The sequence below is a fragment of the Marinobacter sp. SBS5 genome, assembly GCF_048285575.1.
Classification (GTDB): domain Bacteria; phylum Pseudomonadota; class Gammaproteobacteria; order Pseudomonadales; family Oleiphilaceae; genus Marinobacter.
Genome location: NZ_JBLWAZ010000003.1, coordinates 564,645 through 582,752 on the forward strand (window position 1 = coordinate 564,645; position 18,108 = coordinate 582,752).

General features: G+C 53.0%; 15 protein-coding genes. 4 read left to right on the forward strand and 11 right to left on the reverse strand.

Annotated elements, in window-relative coordinates; translation table 11 throughout:
• Positions 1–21 precede the first annotated feature (21 nt).
• From ACNQ6O_RS09700 to ACNQ6O_RS09715, 4 genes are all read left to right on the forward strand, one after another.
• The gene (locus tag ACNQ6O_RS09700; protein ID WP_418053017.1) at positions 22–474 is read left to right on the forward strand and encodes an Lrp/AsnC ligand binding domain-containing protein; all 453 of its coding nucleotides are present in this window, start codon (positions 22–24) and stop codon (positions 472–474) included.
• Positions 471–1,604 carry a CdaR family transcriptional regulator gene (locus tag ACNQ6O_RS09705; RefSeq protein WP_418053018.1) on the forward strand — a complete coding sequence of 378 codons (1,134 nt, stop codon included), beginning with the start codon at positions 471–473 and terminating at the stop codon, positions 1,602–1,604. Before ACNQ6O_RS09700 ends, ACNQ6O_RS09705 begins: the two co-directional genes overlap by 4 nt.
• A 112-nt stretch (positions 1,605–1,716) precedes the next feature.
• Entirely contained in the window at positions 1,717–3,060 is a 1,344-nt protein-coding gene (locus tag ACNQ6O_RS09710; protein ID WP_418053019.1) for a GntP family permease, read from the forward strand.
• A gap of 1 nt (position 3,061) precedes the next feature.
• Entirely contained in the window at positions 3,062–4,198 is a 1,137-nt protein-coding gene (locus ACNQ6O_RS09715; RefSeq protein ID WP_418053020.1) for a glycerate kinase, read from the forward strand.
• A gap of 82 nt (positions 4,199–4,280) precedes the next feature.
• Here ACNQ6O_RS09715 and ACNQ6O_RS09720 read toward each other — a convergent pair whose 3' ends face one another.
• The 11 genes from ACNQ6O_RS09720 to ACNQ6O_RS09770 form a co-directional block, all read right to left on the reverse strand.
• A complete protein-coding gene (locus ACNQ6O_RS09720; protein ID WP_114333217.1) occupies positions 4,281–4,646 on the reverse strand; it encodes a MerR family transcriptional regulator in 366 nt (121 codons plus the stop codon).
• Positions 4,627–4,929 carry an integration host factor subunit alpha gene (gene ihfA, locus ACNQ6O_RS09725; RefSeq protein WP_022989370.1) on the reverse strand — a complete coding sequence of 101 codons (303 nt, stop codon included), beginning with the start codon at positions 4,927–4,929 and terminating at the stop codon, positions 4,627–4,629. Before ihfA ends, ACNQ6O_RS09720 begins: the two co-directional genes overlap by 20 nt.
• A 3-nt stretch (positions 4,930–4,932) precedes the next feature.
• Positions 4,933–7,305: a phenylalanine--tRNA ligase subunit beta gene (gene pheT, locus ACNQ6O_RS09730; RefSeq protein WP_418053021.1), complete on the reverse strand. Its 2,373-nt coding sequence runs from the start codon at positions 7,303–7,305 to the stop codon at positions 4,933–4,935.
• Between the two features lie 72 nt (positions 7,306–7,377).
• Entirely contained in the window at positions 7,378–8,376 is a 999-nt protein-coding gene (gene pheS / locus ACNQ6O_RS09735) for a phenylalanine--tRNA ligase subunit alpha (protein WP_418053022.1), read from the reverse strand.
• 139 nt (positions 8,377–8,515) lie between these two features.
• A complete protein-coding gene (rplT, locus tag ACNQ6O_RS09740; protein ID WP_114333214.1) occupies positions 8,516–8,869 on the reverse strand; it encodes a 50S ribosomal protein L20 in 354 nt (117 codons plus the stop codon).
• Between the two features lie 50 nt (positions 8,870–8,919).
• Entirely contained in the window at positions 8,920–9,111 is a 192-nt protein-coding gene (gene rpmI / locus ACNQ6O_RS09745) for a 50S ribosomal protein L35 (protein ID WP_007151842.1), read from the reverse strand.
• 94 nt (positions 9,112–9,205) lie between these two features.
• On the reverse strand, positions 9,206–9,742 hold the full coding sequence (gene infC, locus ACNQ6O_RS09750; RefSeq protein WP_418053375.1) for a translation initiation factor IF-3: 537 nt from the start codon (positions 9,740–9,742) through the stop codon (positions 9,206–9,208).
• Between the two features lie 2 nt (positions 9,743–9,744).
• Positions 9,745–11,670: a threonine--tRNA ligase gene (gene thrS, locus ACNQ6O_RS09755; protein WP_418053023.1), complete on the reverse strand. Its 1,926-nt coding sequence runs from the start codon at positions 11,668–11,670 to the stop codon at positions 9,745–9,747.
• A 158-nt stretch (positions 11,671–11,828) separates the two neighbouring features.
• On the reverse strand, positions 11,829–14,429 hold the full coding sequence (locus ACNQ6O_RS09760; RefSeq protein WP_418053024.1) for a TRAP transporter permease: 2,601 nt from the start codon (positions 14,427–14,429) through the stop codon (positions 11,829–11,831).
• Between the two features lie 79 nt (positions 14,430–14,508).
• A complete protein-coding gene (locus ACNQ6O_RS09765; protein ID WP_418053025.1) occupies positions 14,509–15,492 on the reverse strand; it encodes a TAXI family TRAP transporter solute-binding subunit in 984 nt (327 codons plus the stop codon).
• Between the two features lie 183 nt (positions 15,493–15,675).
• On the reverse strand, positions 15,676–18,069 hold the full coding sequence (locus ACNQ6O_RS09770) for an efflux RND transporter permease subunit (RefSeq protein ID WP_418053026.1): 2,394 nt from the start codon (positions 18,067–18,069) through the stop codon (positions 15,676–15,678).
• Positions 18,070–18,108: the final 39 nt, after the last annotated feature.

The window sequence follows — 18,108 nt, forward strand, 5'->3', positions numbered from 1 at the left end:
CACACAACAAGGATAGCAGCCATGTCGGATCTCGACAGGATCGACCTTGCCATCATTCGGGAGCTCCAGAGCAACGGCCGCATCACCGTCACCGATCTGGCTTCCCGAGTGGGGTTATCCAAAACACCCTGCCAAATACGCATGCGGCGGCTCGAAGAACAGGGCTACATCACCGGCTATTCTGCGATGGTCAATCAGACGAAACTGGGGCACTCTCATGTAGCCTTTGCCCAAGTGACTCTGAGTGACACTTCCAGCAAGGCATTGGCCGCGTTCAACGATGCGGTCAAAAAGATTTCTGCCGTGGAGCAATGTCACATGATGGCCGCTAACTTTGATTACCTACTGAAGATCCGCACACGAAATATGGCCGAGTATCGACACGTTCTGGGGGAGCAAATCTCCAACTTGCCCCATGTTCTGCAAACCAGCACTTTCGTTGTCATGGAAAACGTCAAAGATCGGGGTCTATGATGACTACGCTTGATCAAGCGACCGCCCAGCGCATTGTTGACCGTGCGATGCCTGTGATCGGCCATTCAGTAAACGTGATGACTCCGGACGGTGTCATCATCGCATCCGGCGATTCTCAGCGAGTGGGTGCCATACACCAAGCCGCCCGGCAAGTGGCCGAAACATCCGCGCCCGTCGTGATCACAGAGCAAGAGGCCTGCCGATACACCGGAACACGGGCAGGTGTTAATTTACCGGTTGAGTTGGGAGGCAAGACCGTGGCCGTTGTCGGCATCTCCGGGACGCCAGACAAGGTGCTGCCCTTTGCAGACCTCGTTCGGGTTACCGCTGAGCTGATTTTAGAGCAAGCGTCGCTAATAGAAGTGAGCCGTCAACGCCGGCATCAAATCGAGAATACATTGCTGGCCCTGCTAAATGGCGACCCAGTTTCGGAACATTGGCTCAAACAACTGTCGATTGATCTGAGCAAACCACGCATAGCCGCAGTGCTCGAGGCCAGCGAGCCCCACCAACCTTGGTTAACCGATATAACCCCGTTGGCCCGAGATTTAGAGCGGATTGAGCCGGAAGCACTGGTCATTCAGATTCCGGATCAGAAAATCGTTTTCTTTTTTGTAGAAAAATCGCCTCAGGATGCATTGAGCGCCGCACTGGCTCGGCTGCCGGACAACCTGAACGCTTCCGTATCTGCCGCCACGGGCGCGGCGTTCAGCAATAACTTGAAGGCCTGCTACGAGTCCGCCACAGCCACCCTGGAAGCCGCCAAGCAACGCTCCCAAGGGCCAGTCAGTGCGCACTACGAGCATTTTCCGCTGGCCACACTGTGGCGAAGCCTGAAACCCACATGGCAACAAGACCAACTTAACCAAGCCCTTCGTCCTCTCCTTAGCCACGCCCGCAGCGATCAGTACCTTAAGACCCTGCGTACGTTTATTAGTTGCGACGGGGATATCCAACGGTGCGCCCAACTACTCCACCTGCACCGCAACTCAGTACGATATCGCCTCAAAGGCATTGAAGCCTTAACAGGCTGTTCGCCATTCCGACAGGAAGATCTCGTGTTCCTGTATTTAGCGTTGGAATCCAACGAACAATCAGTGCGATCGTACAAGTTTATCGAGCAAAAATAGACCACCTCTATTCACCTGCATAACGAATTCTTGTCAATCTGCTCTTACACTTAGCACCACATAACCGGCCACAGAGTCGGTATCACAATCGGGTTGATTCTGGAGATTTCCAATGCATCTGGTGCTGATCTTGGTCGCGGTCATAATTTTTATTATGTTCGCCACCAGCCGTTTAAAACTGAACCCTTTTATTACCCTACTACTCGCCTCGTTTCTGGCAGCTTTTGCCTTTGGCCTGCCGTTAGCTGACATCGAAAAAACCATTCGAGCCGGCTTTGGCAACATTCTGGGCTATATTGGCTTGGTGATCGTTCTTGGCACCATCATTGGTGTGATTCTTGAGCGCACGGGTGCGGCCATCGTGATGGCCGAAAGCGTGGTCAAATGGCTCGGCCAGAGGTTCCCGACGCTCACCATGTCGATTGTCGGTTTTATCGTCGCCATTCCTGTGTTCTGTGATTCCGGCTATGTCATTTTGAACAGCCTGAAACGCTCTATGGCCAGAACACTCAATGCATCCCCTGTGGCCATGACCGTTGCATTGTCTACCGGCCTATTCGCCACTCACACATTGGTTCCACCAACACCCGGCCCTATTGCTGCGGCAGGTAACCTTGGGCTGGAAAACCATCTGGGCTTGGTCATTGGTGTTGGGCTGGTGTTCGCCGTCATCGCAGCCTTGGCAGGGCTGTTCTGGGCCTCCCGCTGTAAGGACATGCCCAGCACAGAACTCGAACAAGCTGAAGAGGCATTCGGGGAGGCCAAACAACACTACGGCGAGCTGCCTTCGGCCACCAAAGCGTTTGCACCGATCTTCGTGCCCATCTTGTTGATTTGTACAGGTTCCGTTGCCAACTACCCGACTGCGCCACTGGGTGACGGAATGATCTATGACACCCTGAACTTCCTCGGCAAGCCGTTGAACGCCCTTCTTATCGGCCTAGGTTTTGCACTCACGCTGCTGCAAGGCACAAACAAATTTGAAGAGTTTGGCCGCCATACCAGCAAGGGCCTGGAAGTAGCTGCACCCATTATTCTCATTACCGGTGCCGGCGGTGCATTCGGCGCGGTTCTGGCCGCGACACCTCTGGGCAGTTACTTGGGCGACACGCTCTCTACCCTTGGGTTAGGTGTCATTATGCCGTTCATTGTCGCCGCAGCACTGAAGTCTGCTCAGGGCTCCTCAACCGTCGCGTTGGTGACTGCCTCTGCACTGGTTGCTCCGCTGCTACCGAAGCTTGGTCTAGATTCCGAATTAGGGCGGGTACTGACGGTCATGGCCGTTGGAGCCGGCGCGATGACCGTGTCACATGCCAACGACAGCTACTTTTGGGTGGTGTCTCAGTTCAGCAAAATGAACGTTGCCACCGCCTACAAATCCCACACCACCGCAACCCTGATAATGGGACTGGTGACCATCGCTTGTGTGTGGCTGACCTCGTTGGTGGCTCTGTAATATGCGCATCGTCATTGCCCCTGATTCTTTTAAGGAATGTCTGGCCGCCGACCAGGTTGCCAGCGCACTCGGTCGTGGCTGGGCAAAAGCAGCGCCCACAGACATGATCATAGAAGTGCCTCTGGCCGACGGCGGAGAAGGAACCACCGTTGCACTAACGGAAGCCCTTCAGGGGGAATTGCATTCGGTCAAAGTAACGGGACCGCTGGGCGACCCCGTCATCGCACGCTACGGCCTCGCAAACAATGCCGACACAGCCATTATTGAGGTGGCCGAAGGGAGTGGCCTGCACTGCGTGCCATATGAAGAGAGGAACGCTTTAACCGCGTCGAGTTACGGTACTGGCGAGTTAATGTTGAAAGCTCTGGCACACAAACCGAAAGTGCTGATCATAGGGCTTGGCGGCAGCGCCACGACGGACGGCGGAGCCGGAATTCTTCAAGCGCTGGGCGCAAAACTGCTCGACAAAGAAGGCAACCCCATTCCAGGGGGTGGAATCGGATTGGGCAAACTCGCCAGTCTGGACTTACAGCCGGCTATCGAGGCCCTTGGCGACACCCATCTGGTGGTTGCCTGCGACGTGAACAACCCACTGACAGGCCCCAACGGCGCTGCCGCCGTGTTTGGCCCCCAGAAAGGCGCAAGCATTCAACAGATGACTCAACTAGACGCCAATCTCGCTCACTTCGCTAGATTGGCTAAAAAGCAGGGTTGGGATATATCCAGCTTTCCCGGTAGCGGCGCAGCCGGTGGTATCGGAGGCAGCGTCGCGGGTATCCTGGGCGCGCAACTGCGCCCGGGTATTGAGCTGGTGATGGAAACCGTTGAGTTAGAGCGTCACATCAAAACCGCGGATTTGGTGATCACCGCCGAAGGTGCGATCGACAACCAAAGCGCCTACGGCAAAACCCCAGCCGGGGTAGCACTTATGGCCCAAAAATATGGCGTACCCGTTGTAGGCTTCGCCGGCATGTTAGGGCAAGACTTTTCAGCCCTTCAAACGAAAGGTCTTACTGCCGCCTTCTCGATAACCCGAGGGCCCATGGAACTCCAGAGTGCCTACGCACAAGCTGAAGCTAATTTGGAGCAATGCGCCGAGCAGCTTGCTCGGCTTACCCACGCTCTACATAAACGCTAACTAGCCAGAACCAGAACGCAAAAAACCGAGACGTTTTCGCGTCTCGGTTTTTTTGTAATCAACGGTTTTGGTCCGTCACCGATTATCGGGCTGGAGCGTTCAACACATCTAACACTTCTTCAAGCTCGGTAATCATCTGTCGGATCAGCTGCTTGTACTGTGAGGTATCGTCTTTCACCTCTGAGCTGCTTAGCTTTTGCTTGGCACCACCGATGGTGTAGCCCTGATCGTAAAGCAGACTGCGAATCTGGCGGATAGTAATAACGTCAGCACGCTGGTAATAACGACGGTTACCCCGGCGCTTAACCGGCGACAGCTGTGGGAACTCCTGCTCCCAATACCTCAGAACGTGTGCTTTAACGGCACATAGCTCCGCAACCTCACCAATGGTGAAATAGCGTTTCCCTGGAATAACGGGAAGCTCGTTGTTATGACTCGGTTCCAGCATACGTTTCTACTTTTTGTTTCAGTTTTTGGCCGGGCCTGAAGGTAACGACACGGCGCGCGCTGATCGGGATTTCTTCACCCGTTTTAGGGTTACGTCCGGGCCGCTGCTTCTTGTCACGGAGGTCAAAGTTGCCGAACCCCGACAACTTGACCTGCTCGTTATGACTGAGAGCACCTCTGATTTCATCGAAGAAAGCTTCTACCATTTCCTTGGCTTCCCGCTTGTTCAGACCTAACTCTTCGTACAAGCGTTCCGCCATATCCGCTTTCGTCAAAGCCGCCATCCGTCAACTCCTCAGTGTTGCCCCCAGCTCTTCTTTAAGGGAATCGATAACCCCGTTGAAGAGCGTATGCACTTCGTCTTCATTCAACGTGCGTTCAGGGTGCTGCCAGAACAGGCTCAGGGCCAAACTGCGATTGCCCTCACCCAGACTTTCGCCTTCATAGACATCAAACACACGCATATCTGTCAGGTGTTCGCCGGCTTGTTTACGAGCTATTTCTTCTACCTGCGCGAACGATACATCGTTTCCGATAATGATAGCCAAATCTCTGCGAACTTCCGGGAATTTCGAAACATCTTTGAAATTAGGCACATATCCGGAAACGATCGAATTCAAGAATAGCTCAAACATCAGAATCGTGCCATTAAGTTCAAGGTTTTTCTGCACTTGTGGGTGCAAAGTTCCCAACCAACCGACACTTTCGCCATCGCGCAACAGTTCTGCTGTTTGCCCGGGGTGCAATGCCGGGTGCTGGCTCGCCCTGAACTGAACCTCAATGCCCAGCACCTGGAACAGGCTTTCCAGCTCGCCTTTCACATCAAAGAAGTCTGATGCCCGGCGGCCATTGGTCCAGTTTTCAGGAGTCTGGTTACCTACCACAACACCAGCCAGCATTGGTTGCTGGTCGATTTTTTCGCCATCCTTCACAAAGCGAAGGCCGGTCTCGAATAAACGGATCCGAGGCTGTTGACGGTTCTGGTTGTGCTGCACAGTCTTCAGTAAGCCACTCCACAGCGTGGTACGCATGACGGAGAGATCCGCGGAAATCGGGTTCGCCAACGCGATACCTTCCCGCTCGGGATCAATCAACTGCTGAACTTTAGGGTCCACGAAGCTATAGGTAACGGCTTCCTGGTAGCCCTGAGCCACAAAGAAATTACGAACCGCTGACAGCGGACGAACGGCTTCTTCACGGACACTTAATCCCAACGAACCCGTAGGCTCTGTTACCGGAAGGTTGTTGTAGCCATAGATACGGCCAACTTCTTCGATCAAATCTTCTTCAATCGAAATATCTGGGCGGAAGCTGGGAACGCTGATGCGCCATCCATCCTTAAGAAGCTTTTCTACGCGCAGACCGAGTCGAGACAGAATCTCTTCCACGGTGGTGCGGTCAATCGCCAAGCCCAGAACGTCAGCCAGGCGCTTCTCGCGAAGATCAACGGTTTTAGCTTTGGGCAAGTCTTCCCAACTTACAACCTCAACAATCTCACCAGGCTCACCGCCAACGATGTCCATGAGCAGGCGGGTTGCACGCTCCATCGCCTCACGGGCCAACTCATAGTCAACGCCGCGTTCGAAGCGGTGAGAGGCATCGGTATGCAGGCCGTAATGGCGAGCCTTACCAGCGAGAGAAATGGGCTCAAAATAGGCAGACTCCAAGACCAGATCTTGAGTCTTTTCATTCACGCCTGAGTGCTCACCACCCATTACACCAGCAATGGCGATCGGCTTGTCGTGATCGGCGATCACCAAGGTTTCAGCCGTCAGCTCCACTTCTTGGCCGTCGAGCAGCACCAACTTTTCGCCGGCTTTCGCCATACGAACCACGATGCCACCCGAAATCTCTTCCCGGTCGAAAGCATGCAGAGGCTGACCAAGCTCGAGCATTACGTAGTTAGTCACATCAACGGCGGCATCGATCGAACGAATTCCTGAACGTCGCAGCTTCTCCTGCATCCACAAAGGCGTTTCCGTCTTCAGATTCACATTACGCAGGATACGGCCCAGATAACGAGGGCAAGCTTCCGGCGCTTCGATACGGATTGCAGGCACCTCAGAGTGAACGGCCTCAACCGGTTCAATCTCCGGAGCATCTACCACCAAACTGTTCAACACACCCACTTCGCGCGCAAGTCCTTTGATGGACAGGCAATCGCTGCGGTTTGGCGTTAGATCAACATCAATCGCGATGTCGTTCAGCTTGAGGTAATCAACCACGCTCTGACCGACAGGAGCATCGTCAGGCAATTCCATCAAACCATCATGACTTTCGGAAAGCGCCAGCTCAGATTCAGAACAAAGCATGCCCTGAGAAGGCTGGCCGCGCAGTTTGGCTTTCTTGATCTTAAAGTTACCAGGCAGCAAGGCGCCTACCTCGGCAAATGGCACCTTCAGGCCTTCGCGCACATTCGGCGCACCACAAACCACCTGAACGGTTTCTTCACCATTACTAACCTGACAAACGCGCAGCTTGTCGGCATCCGGGTGCGCTTCAACAGAGAGAACCTCTCCGACGATTACGCCGGAAAATTCACCAGCTACTGGTTCAAAACCATCTACTTCCAGACCTGCCATGGTGATCTGGTCCATCAATGCCTGAGAATCTATGCTCGGATTAACCCACTCTCGCAGCCACTGTTCACTGAATTTCATCGTTCTAGCCTTGTCCTGATGCCATTTATGCGGTTGATTCGGAGACTTGCTTGCGCCGTGCAGCCCTCAGGCTTAACGGAACTGGCGCAAGAAACGCAGGTCGTTTTCGAAGAACATGCGCAGGTCTTTCACGCCGTAGCGGAGCATGGCACAGCGTTCAACGCCCAGTCCAAATGCGAAACCACGATATTCTTCGGCATCAATACCGCAATGCTCGAACACTTTCGGGTGCACCATTCCGCAACCCATCACTTCCAACCACTTGATGCTGCCATCGGCTTCCCGGCCCCACTCGATATCCACTTCTGCAGAAGGCTCAGTGAACGGGAAGTAGGATGGACGGAATCGCACCTTCAAGTCGCGCTCGAAGAACACCCGCAGGAACTCTTCCACGGTGCTCTTGAGGTCAGCAAAGCTTACATTCTTTTCAATCAGCAGGCCTTCGACCTGATGAAACATCGGCGTGTGCGTCATATCCGAGTCACAGCGATATACCCGACCAGGGCAGATCATCCGGAACGGCGGCTTACCGGCTTCCATGGTGCGGATCTGAACGGGGGAAGTATGAGTACGCAACAGCGTGCCCGGATTAAAATAGAAGGTATCGTGCATGGCACGAGCCGGGTGATGACCCGGAATATTGAGGGCTTCGAAGTTATGGTAGTCATCTTCGATTTCCGGCCCCTGCTCTACGCTGTAACCGGCGCGAGCAAAAATTTCTTCAATGCGCTGCAGTGTGCGGGTCACCGGGTGCAAACCGCCCAGATCCTGCCCACGGCCCGGCAAGGTTACATCAATGGATTCGCTGGCCAGCTTTGCCTCGATGGCAGCCTTTTCAAGATCGGCACGGCGGGCATTAATCGCTTGCTCGACCTGCCCCTTGGCTTCGTTGATTTTCTGGCCGGCTGCAGGGCGCTCCTCTGCAGAAAGCTTACCCAGAGTTTTGGCTTGCTGAGTAATCGAGCCTTTCTTACCGAGGTACTCTACGCGAATTTGATCAAGCGCCTGAAGGTTGTCTGCTGCTTCGACTGCACTCAATCCGTCCTGAACCAACTGTTCAAGGTTTTCCATTGACCCTGCTCCAAACCTGAAATGAGGTAGGTTAAAACAAAAATAGGGGAAGAGCGTGCCCTTCCCCTATTCAGAAGGCGCCGTCATGAAATCATGAGGCGCCCTGATCGATCAGTAATCGATGAAAGAGCTTAAGCGATCACAGGGATGCTTTGGCCTTCTCAACGATAACAGCAAAGGTTTGCTGCTCGTTCATGGCCAGGTCAGCCAGAACCTTACGGTCGATCTCAACATTCGCTTTCTTCAGACCAGCGATCAGACGGCTGTAAGACAGACCGTTTGCACGAGCACCAGCATTGATACGAGCGATCCACAGAGCGCGGAAAGCGCGCTTACGGTTACGACGGTCGCGGTACGCGTACTGACCGGCTTTGATAACCGCTTGCTTGGCAACGCGGAATACACGACTACGAGCGCCGTAGTAACCCTTGGCCTGCTTGAGAATTTTCTTATGACGACGACGTGCTACCACGCCACGTTTTACACGAGCCATACTTTTATCCTTCTACCTTAATATACTTGATCAAGAAGTTAGCGGCTGAATCAGCACGCCGTCATGCGCTTGATTGAAGCCACATCGGACTTGGCAATCAGCTTGGTGCCACGCAGCTGACGCTTACGCTTAGGGCTCTTCTTGGTCAGAATGTGACTGGTGAAGGACTGCTTGTGCTTGAAGCCAGTGGCGGTTTTCTTGAACCGCTTGGTAGCTCCACTCTTAGTTTTCATCTTAGGCATTTTTTAAAACTCCGCATTCTATTTTAGTAAAAACAACTGTGTCCCTGAACGACAAATCCCCCGCCACTGCGGGGGACCCATCATTGGATCAGGTTCACTTCTTTTTGCGGGGAGCCACAATCATGGTCATCTGCCGGCCTTCCATTTTCGGCCGCATCTCTACCGTTGCAAGCTCTTCAATATCTGTTTCGATTCGGTTCATGAGTTTCATACCAATTTCTTGGTGTGCCATCTCACGGCCCCGGAAACGGATAGTGATCTTGCCGCGGTCCCCGGCTTCAAGGAAACGTACCAGGTTGCGTAGTTTTACCTGATAATCCCCTTCTTCAGTTCCTGGACGGAACTTAAGCTCTTTGACCTGCGTCTGCTTCTGCTTTTTCTTGGCAGCTGCTTTCGCTTTCTTCTCTTCGAAGATTTTCTTACCGTAGTCCATTATTTTACAGACGATCGGATCGGAATCCGTAACCTGTACCAGATCGAGAGTCGCTTCCTCCGCCATGCGAAGAGCTTCCTCAATTGGAACCACCCCAACCTGATTGCCTTCGGCATCGATCAGGCGGACTTCAGTTGCGTCAATATTCTCATTGATAGGCGCTTTTGGAGTACGCCCCCGATTCGCTCGCTGTTTAATAATTAGATCTCCGTTTTAGTTTTGCCTTTGCGTTGAATGTCATCAGCCAACAGCTGTTCAAACGCTTCAAGCGATAGGGTCCCTAAATCTTCACCTTTACGGGTACGCACGGCAACCGCATTGTTTTCGATTTCTTTGTCGCCTACGACGACAAGATAGGGAACCTTGTTAAGAGTATGCTCGCGGATTTTAAAGCCGATCTTCTCGTTTCTCAAGTCAGCATTTACCCGATATCCCAAAGAATCCCATTTTTTGGCTAAATTCTGACAGTAATCACGCTGATTGTCGGTGATATTCAGGACCGCAATCTGTGTTGGAGCCAGCCAAGTGGGGAATGCACCTTCGTATTCTTCGATCAGTATACCGATAAATCGCTCAAAAGACCCGAGAACGGCACGATGCAGCATAACCGGCGTTTTCCGTTCGGAATTATCGGCTACGTACTGAGCGCCCAAACGACCCGGCATTGAGAAATCTACCTGAATCGTACCGCACTGCCATACACGGCCAATACAGTCTTTCAGGGAGAACTCGATTTTGGGACCATAAAACGCACCTTCACCCGGCAACAACTCCCAGTCAACACCGGCACGGTTCAAGGCTTCTTCCAACGCGGCCTCGGACTTATCCCAAACTTCATCAGAACCAACACGCTTTTCCGGGCGGGTTGATAGTTTATACAGGATTTCAGAGAAGCCGAAATCTTCATAAACTTCGTGCAACAGGTGAATAAACGCTGACACTTCTTCCTGAATCGCATCTTCTTCACAGAAAATGTGGGCATCGTCCTGAGTGAAGCCACGAACCCGCATCAAACCATGCAGTGCACCAGACGCTTCGTTTCGGTGACAAGAGCCAAACTCCGCCAATCGCAGCGGCAGATCCTTGTAGCTCTTCAGGCCTTGGTTGAACACCTGCACGTGGCACGGGCAATTCATGGGCTTGATCGCGTAATCGTGCTTCTCGGATTCGGTGGTAAACATGGCGTCCGAGAACTTGTCCCAGTGCCCGGATTTTTCCCAAAGCGTGCGGGAAACCACCTGTGGCGTTTTAATTTCCTGATAACCGTGATTACGCAGCTTGCCACGCATGTACTGCTCGATTTCCTGGTACAGCGACCAGCCATCCGGGTGCCAGAACACCATACCCGGAGACTCTTCCTGCATGTGGAATAGCTTTAGTTTTTTTCCGATCTTACGATGGTCGCGCTTCTCAGCTTCTTCCAGACGATTCAGGTACGCCTTGAGTTCTTTCTTGTTACCCCAAGCCGTGCCATAAACGCGCTGCAGCTGCTCGTTGTTGTGATCGCCACGCCAGAAGGCACCGGCCACCTTGGTCAACTTAAACGCTTTCAGCTTGCCAGTGCTTGGCACGTGAGGGCCACGACACAGGTCGATAAAATCGCCCTGGCGGTAGAATGACAAGTCTTCCTCACCCGGGATATCCTGGATGATCTGGACCTTATATTCCTCACCCATGTCTTCAAACAGTTTGATCGCATCTTCGCGAGACATTACTGAACGGGAAACGGGAAGGTCCTGCTTGGCCAGCTCTTCCATGCGCTTTTCAATACGTGCCAAGTCTTCGTTGGTAAACGGACGGTCGTATTTGAAATCGTAGTAGAACCCATTATCTACCACAGGCCCGATGGTCACCTGCGCTTCCGGGAACAATTCTTTCACCGCCATCGCCAGCAGGTGAGCGGTAGAGTGACGAACCACCTCCACGCCGTCTTCATCACGCTCCGTTACGATCGCCAACTCAGCATCGTTTTCAATCAGATGACTGGTATCTACAAGCTGGCCATCCACTTTACCTGCCAGGGCTGCCTTTGCCAGGCCTGCGCCAATATCAGCGGCAACGTCGTGAACGGTAACGGGTTCTGCAAAACTGCGGTGACTGCCATCTGGCAGGGTAATGACGGGCATGAAGCTCTCCTGATGATTTCTCAGCGGTGATCTATACCAAAGATCACATGGTTATCCGCGTCCGCGACACTAACCGCGGGCCGATTTGAGGGCGAGTTTAACAGAAAAAAGCCCGGCAACAATGCCGGGCTTCTACTAACACCAACCTGCTCTCGAATTTAAGCAGGCTGTGGCTGCGCCTCTTCTTTGGCCTTACGCTTAAGCTGGCCGTAAGCCACAAACCCGAGTAACAGCAAGGCAGGAATGAACACCAACTCCCTTGGTGGTCGGTCCAGCTTTGCCTGAACCGCTTCAATGGTCCAACCAAACTGAATACCCGCCTTCTCGGCAGGGCTACCGAAGTTCACAAAGTCGACGGCCAACGCACCATCAAACTCAGACACTTCAAGACCCGCAGCGGCTAAGCGCTCCGCACCGGTTTCACCTGCAGGCATATCAAGCTGTACGTAGGTCGTTACGTCGCTGCCATCAAGAGACATTCCGGACACTCTGAACACCACCTCTTCATCTTTAGGCGCTGTTTCAACGTACTCCATGATCGCCGCACCCTGCCGCTCTTCATGGGGAGGGTAAACCATGTCCCAAAAGAACCCCGGCCGGAACAAAGCAAAGGTAATCAACAGTAACGCCAGAGTTTCCCACCAGCGAGTACGAGTGAACCAGTAGCCCTGAGTGGCCGCAGAGAACACCAGCATCGCCGTGACTGCGCTGGCGATGGTGACCAGCAGGTCAATCCATCCCGTAAGCCCAATCAACAGCAACTGTGTGTTGAAGATGAACATGAACGGCAAAATGGCCGTGCGGATATCGTAGGTAAAGCCCTGAATACCCGTTCGTATGGGATCTGCTCCGGAGATGGCCGCCGCCGCATAGGCGGCCAACCCCACGGGCGGCGTATCATCCGCCAGTATCCCGAAGTAAAACACGAACAGATGCACGGCAATCAGCGGAACCAACAGACCGTTTGCAGCCCCCAGTGTCACAATGACCGGCGCCATCAACGTAGATACAACAATGTAGTTTGCTGTGGTCGGCAGCCCCATGCCCAACACCAGACTGATCACTGCCGTGAAGATGAGCATCAACAACAGGTTGCCGCCGGACAAGAACTCTACGAATTGGGTCATTACCAACCCGATACCCGTTAGCGTAACCGTACCCACCACGATACCTGCTGTAGCCGTTGCTACACCGATGCCGACCATGTTCCGGCCGCCGGTGGCCAAGGAGTGGAAAAGGTCAGAAATACCGCCTACACACTCGCCCATCAGGCCTCCGTGCTTGCGGAAGAACGCTTTCAACGGGCGTTGCGTTATGACAATAAAAATCATAAACAAAGTTGCCCAAAAAGCGGATAGCTGCGGTGAAAAACGCTCAACCGTCAGACACCAAACCAGAACGACAACCGGTAGCAGATAATACAAGCCGGTCTTGACCGTTGGCCCCACCTCTGGAAGCTCACCCATTTCCTTCTCAGGGTCATCCACTTCCAGCTCAGGAAATTTGGTGGCGTATCCCACTAGGGCGATGTAAGAAAGCAGCAGCGCACTGCCGAGCACCCATATCGCCGCGGAGCCCAAATATTCCTTTGTCCAACCGATGCCATAGTAAACAATGGCTGTCAGTGCAAACAGCCCGATGATGATCACTACCCAGTTCAACATGCGCTGCGCCAGGGTTGGGCGATTCAATCGCTCAATGCCCTGCATGTTCAACTTGCAGGCCTCAAGATGAACGATGTAGACCAGCGCCACATAAGAAATAAGCGCTGGCAGAATAGCGTGCTTGATCACTTCCAGATAGGAAATGCCAACGTACTCGACCATCAGGAAGGCCGCAGCCCCCATAATAGGCGGCGTAAGCTGACCATTGGTTGACGCTGCAACCTCAACAGCACCGGCTTTAGTGGCCGGAAATCCAACACGCTTCATCAACGGGATAGTAAACGTGCCAGTCGTCACCACGTTAGCAATCGATGAACCGGAAATAACACCACTCAAACCACTGGACACCACGGCTGCTTTAGCCGGCCCGCCTTTCATATGGCCGAGCATGGCGTAGGCCACCTTGATGAAATAGTTACCTGCGCCGGCCCGTTCGAGTAGCGCCCCAAACAGTACAAACAGGAAAACGAAACTGGTGGAAACCCCCAAGGCGACACCGAACACACCTTCGGTACCCAGCCATTGGTGGGAAGCAAGTTTATTGAGGCTCACACCTTTGTGAGAGATCACGTCCGGCATATAGGGGCCGGCCAGTGAGTAACCGATAAAGACCGCCGCCACAACGGTTAACGGTAGCCCCAACGCTCGGCGGGTGGCTTCAAGCAAAAGCAACAAACCGCCCATCGCGACCCATAAGTCCTGGGTAATGGGAGCACCAGGGCGCTGAGCCAACTGATCGTAAAAGACATATAGGTAAGATGCCGCCGCCGCTGCAGCCGCCGCCAAAATCCAGTCGTAAATGGGCACTTTTGTCGAGTGCACACCTTTGAACATGGGAAACGCAGAAAAAGCCAAAAACACGGCAAACGCCAAGTGGATAGAGCGCGCTTCTGTAGAATTAAAAATACCAAAATTCAAAATGAACGGCAGAGGTGATGCAATCCAGAGCTGAAACAGAGACCAGCAAACTGGAATTATAAAGAGGATTGCAGCCGCAGGCCCGACAAGCGCTCGGCCCCCGGTTTCCGTCTGTAATACCTGTTCGACCTTGGCAGCATCCACACCCGCGCCGGTACCGGAGTCATTCTTTGTCATGGAATGTACCTGTGATGTGTAGATAACTTGATGGGAAAGTCAGGGCGAGCAAAGCTCGCCCTGACACTTGCATAACCGATCAGTCGATCAGACCGGCTTCACGATAGTACTTCGCCGCACCCGGGTGCAGAGGCGCACTCAGGGCATCAGCAACCATCTCTTCTTTCTTCAGGTTGCCGAACGCAGGGTGAAGACGCTTGAAGCTATCGAAGTTCTCGAACACCGCCTTCACGACCGCGTAAACAACGTCGTCAGGAACATCCGCAGAGGATACGAAGGTTGCAGCCACACCAAAGGTGGTTACGTCCTGATCGGTGCCACGGTACATACCGCCAGGGATGGTCGCTTGACGGTAATACGGGTAGTCTGCGATCAACTTCTGGCTGGCCTTGTTGTCAACGTTTACGACAACGCTGTCACAAGAGGTGGTCGCTTCTTTGATAGCACCGGATGGGTGACCAACCGTGTAGAAGAAAGCATCGATGTTGCCATCACAGAGAGCCTGAGACTGCTCTGCTGCCTTGATCTCAGCGGCCAAGGAGAACTTATCCATATCCCAACCCATGGCATCCATCAGCACTTCAGCTGTTGCACGCTGACCTGAACCCGGGTTGCCTACTGAGACCCGCTTACCTTTCAGGTCTTCAAAGTTTTTGATACCGGAGCCCTTGCTGGCGATCACGGTAAACGGCTCAGGGTGCAGAGAGAAGACCGCGCGCAACTTCTCGTTCTTGCCGGCATCCTCGAACTGACTTGTTCCGTTGTATGCATGGTATTGCCAGTCAGACTGGGCAACCGCCAGATCCAGCTCACCAGCGCGGATAGCGTTCAGGTTGTATACCGAACCACCGGTACTCTCGACCGAACAACGTATGCCGTGCTCCTTACGGTCCATATTAACCAGACGGCAGATAGCGCCGCCTGCCGGATAATAAACACCTGTTACACCACCGGTACCGATCGTCACAAAACGCTGGTCCTGGGCTGAAACAGAAGTGGATGCCGCTCCAAAGCTAATGGCCGCTGCGACGGCCATTGCGGACGCTTTAAGTTTCAGTGTCATGTGTGCTCTTCCCTTTCTAGGTCATTATTGTCACTCGCCCATTCAATCCCATGGGCAAATCTTTCGCTCAAATTAAAACATAGAACACTTATGTCGATAAAGAAAGAAACGAGTGTGTCGCTAAACAGCTGAACGGAAAACAAAAAAGCCCGCAAATGCGGGCTTTTTCATAGTTTCTGGTTGTTATCTGGACTTGGCAGCAGCTCTTGCCTTGGCCAGCATTTTATCAGGCCGCAACAGGAACCTCGCCAACGCTGGCAACAGCCAAATTGCACCTACCATGTTCCACAGGAACATGAAGAACAACAGGAAGCCCATATCGGCCTGGAACTTGATCGGTGAGAATATCCAGGTCACCACACCAAGCCCCAGCGTTACGCCCGTAAAGATAACCGCCTTACCCGTTGAGCGAAGAGTTTCATAGTACGCCTCTTGCAGGGTTTTCCCTTCCAGCAGGAAGTGCTCCAGCTTGCTGTAGATATAGATACCGTAATCCACACCGATACCAACACCCAGCGCAATCACCGGCAAGGTCGCCACTTTAATACCGATACCGGACATTGCCATGATGGCTTCGCACAAAATCGAGGTTAGCCCCAACGGAATCACGATACACGCTACCGCACGCAACGAGCGGAAGGTCAGGAAGCAAAGCAAGCTCACCACGCTGTAGACCAGCAACAACATGATGTCTTTGGCACCCGAAATAACTTCGTTCGTGGCAGCCTCAATACCTGCGTTACCCGCAGCCAGCAAGAACGTATGTTCTTCGTTGCTGTTGGCCTGAGCGAAGGCTTCAGTCCTTTCGATAACGGTCTGCAAGGTTTCTGCTTTGTGATCTTCCAGGAACACCAATACCGGAGTCAGGTCGCAACTTGTGTTAATTAGACCTGAAGGGGCATCACGAATAGACGCATTGATAATGGTCTGGTTACGAGAAATCTCGAACCATTTCCAGTTACCTTCGTTAAGTGCCTTGGTCACCAACTTAGACACGTCCGCTAGGGACACAGAACCCTGAACGCCCGGCGTGTTCTGCAGCTCCCACTGCAGGCTATCCATCGCCCGAAGCACATTGTACTGAGTACATTGCTCTTCTGGCGTCTTCACCATGACCACCAAAACATCCGCACTGGTGGAGTAGTTGTCGATGATAAAGGCGTTATCTTTGTTGTAACGGGAGTCGGCTCGCAGCTCTGGCGCACCTTGATCAAGGTCACCTACTTTCAAATCCTGCTTGTAGTACATGCCCAGACCAAGACCGATCACAGCAATCAGCAAAGAGATAGGCGCAACACCCGGGTGAGAGAAATAAGACATGATGCGCCACTTGCGATCCTCTTTCTCACCATGATTCTGAACGTGACGCACCCCACCCTTCGAAATGCCGATGTAAGACATGATAAGGACGTGCAGCACGAGGTTAGTCACGATAACAAAGGCAACACCCAAGCCTGCAGCCACAGCCAAGTCACGAATGACATCGATTTCGATGAACACCAATGTCAGGAAGCCCATCGCATCGGAAATCAAAGCCAGCATGCCCGGAATATAAAGCGCGCGGAAAGCCAAGCGGGCAGATGTAACGGCATCAAAACCTTTGGCCGACTCAACAGCCATCGCGTTAACAATTTGAACGCCGTGACTGATACCGATGGCAAACACCAGGAAGGGAACCAATACTGAGTACGGGTCCAAGCCATACCCAAGCAACTTCAACGCACCCAACTGCCAAAATACGGCAATGATCGAAGTGAACACTGGCACCAGCGTTCCAGCGATGCAGCGCGAGTACCAAAACAGTAGCAGCGTGGTCAGCAGAATCGTAATACCCGCAAACCAGGCAATGGAGCCAATGCCTTCGATCAGGTCACCCACTTTCTTGGCAAAGCCAACAATGTGAATGCTGATTTCAGGGTTCTGTCCCTCGTACTTGCTGCGAATTTTCTCTTCTAGCTGACGAGAGAACTCAGCGTAATCCAGTGCTTCGCCAGTTTCAGGATTTTTCTCATACAACGGAGCATATACCACCGTTGAGCGGAAGTTGTCCGAAATCAGGCGACCCACTTCGTTCGAACGCAGAACGTTTTGACGCAACTTCTCAAGGCTATCCCGCGACCCGTCGTAGTTGTCCGGGATCACCGTGCCACCCTGGAAGCCTTGCTCGGTCACTTCTACCCAGCGAACGTTTGAGGTCCAAAGTGACTTCAGCCCCGAACGATCCACACCGTTGAGATAAAACATCTCATCCGTGATCTGTTTCAGGGTTTCCATATACTCGGGGTTAAAAATATCACCGTCTTCAACCGCCACAGCGATACGGACAAAGTTACCCAGATTTTCCAGGTCATTCCGGTGGTCGAGCATGTTTACGATGTACGGATGCTCTAGCGGAATCATCCGCTCAAAACTGGCATCCGGCTGAATCTTGGCGGCGTTGTAGCCAAGGAACAGCGTGAGCACGAAGAATCCGATTAGGATCAGTGCCCGGTTATTAAACAACAAACGCTCAAGAAACGGTTCCGCTTTTGGCGTTGTCAGGTAATGTTCACCCCTGTCATGCATCGGGTCAGACATTAATAAGCCCTCTATCCTTTAATCCGTTGATGCCACACC

What these genes read in the sequence shown, in the direction of transcription:
- ACNQ6O_RS09700 (WP_418053017.1), top strand. Translation starts at nt 22, where the DNA reads ATGTCGGATCTCGACAGGATCGACCTTGCCATCATTCGGGAGCTCCAG.
- ACNQ6O_RS09705 (WP_418053018.1), top strand. Translation starts at nt 471, where the DNA reads ATGATGACTACGCTTGATCAAGCGACCGCCCAGCGCATTGTTGACCGT.
- ACNQ6O_RS09710 (WP_418053019.1), top strand. Translation starts at nt 1,717, where the DNA reads ATGCATCTGGTGCTGATCTTGGTCGCGGTCATAATTTTTATTATGTTC.
- ACNQ6O_RS09715 (WP_418053020.1), top strand. Translation starts at nt 3,062, where the DNA reads ATGCGCATCGTCATTGCCCCTGATTCTTTTAAGGAATGTCTGGCCGCC.
- ACNQ6O_RS09720 (WP_114333217.1), bottom strand. Translation starts at nt 4,646, where the DNA reads ATGCTGGAACCGAGTCATAACAACGAGCTTCCCGTTATTCCAGGGAAA.
- ihfA (WP_022989370.1), bottom strand. Translation starts at nt 4,929, where the DNA reads ATGGCGGCTTTGACGAAAGCGGATATGGCGGAACGCTTGTACGAAGAG.
- pheT (WP_418053021.1), bottom strand. Translation starts at nt 7,305, where the DNA reads ATGAAATTCAGTGAACAGTGGCTGCGAGAGTGGGTTAATCCGAGCATA.
- pheS (WP_418053022.1), bottom strand. Translation starts at nt 8,376, where the DNA reads ATGGAAAACCTTGAACAGTTGGTTCAGGACGGATTGAGTGCAGTCGAA.
- rplT (WP_114333214.1), bottom strand. Translation starts at nt 8,869, where the DNA reads ATGGCTCGTGTAAAACGTGGCGTGGTAGCACGTCGTCGTCATAAGAAA.
- rpmI (WP_007151842.1), bottom strand. Translation starts at nt 9,111, where the DNA reads ATGCCTAAGATGAAAACTAAGAGTGGAGCTACCAAGCGGTTCAAGAAA.
- thrS (WP_418053023.1), bottom strand. Translation starts at nt 11,670, where the DNA reads ATGCCCGTCATTACCCTGCCAGATGGCAGTCACCGCAGTTTTGCAGAA.
- ACNQ6O_RS09760 (WP_418053024.1), bottom strand. Translation starts at nt 14,429, where the DNA reads ATGACAAAGAATGACTCCGGTACCGGCGCGGGTGTGGATGCTGCCAAG.
- ACNQ6O_RS09765 (WP_418053025.1), bottom strand. Translation starts at nt 15,492, where the DNA reads ATGACACTGAAACTTAAAGCGTCCGCAATGGCCGTCGCAGCGGCCATT.
- ACNQ6O_RS09770 (WP_418053026.1), bottom strand. Translation starts at nt 18,069, where the DNA reads ATGTCTGACCCGATGCATGACAGGGGTGAACATTACCTGACAACGCCA.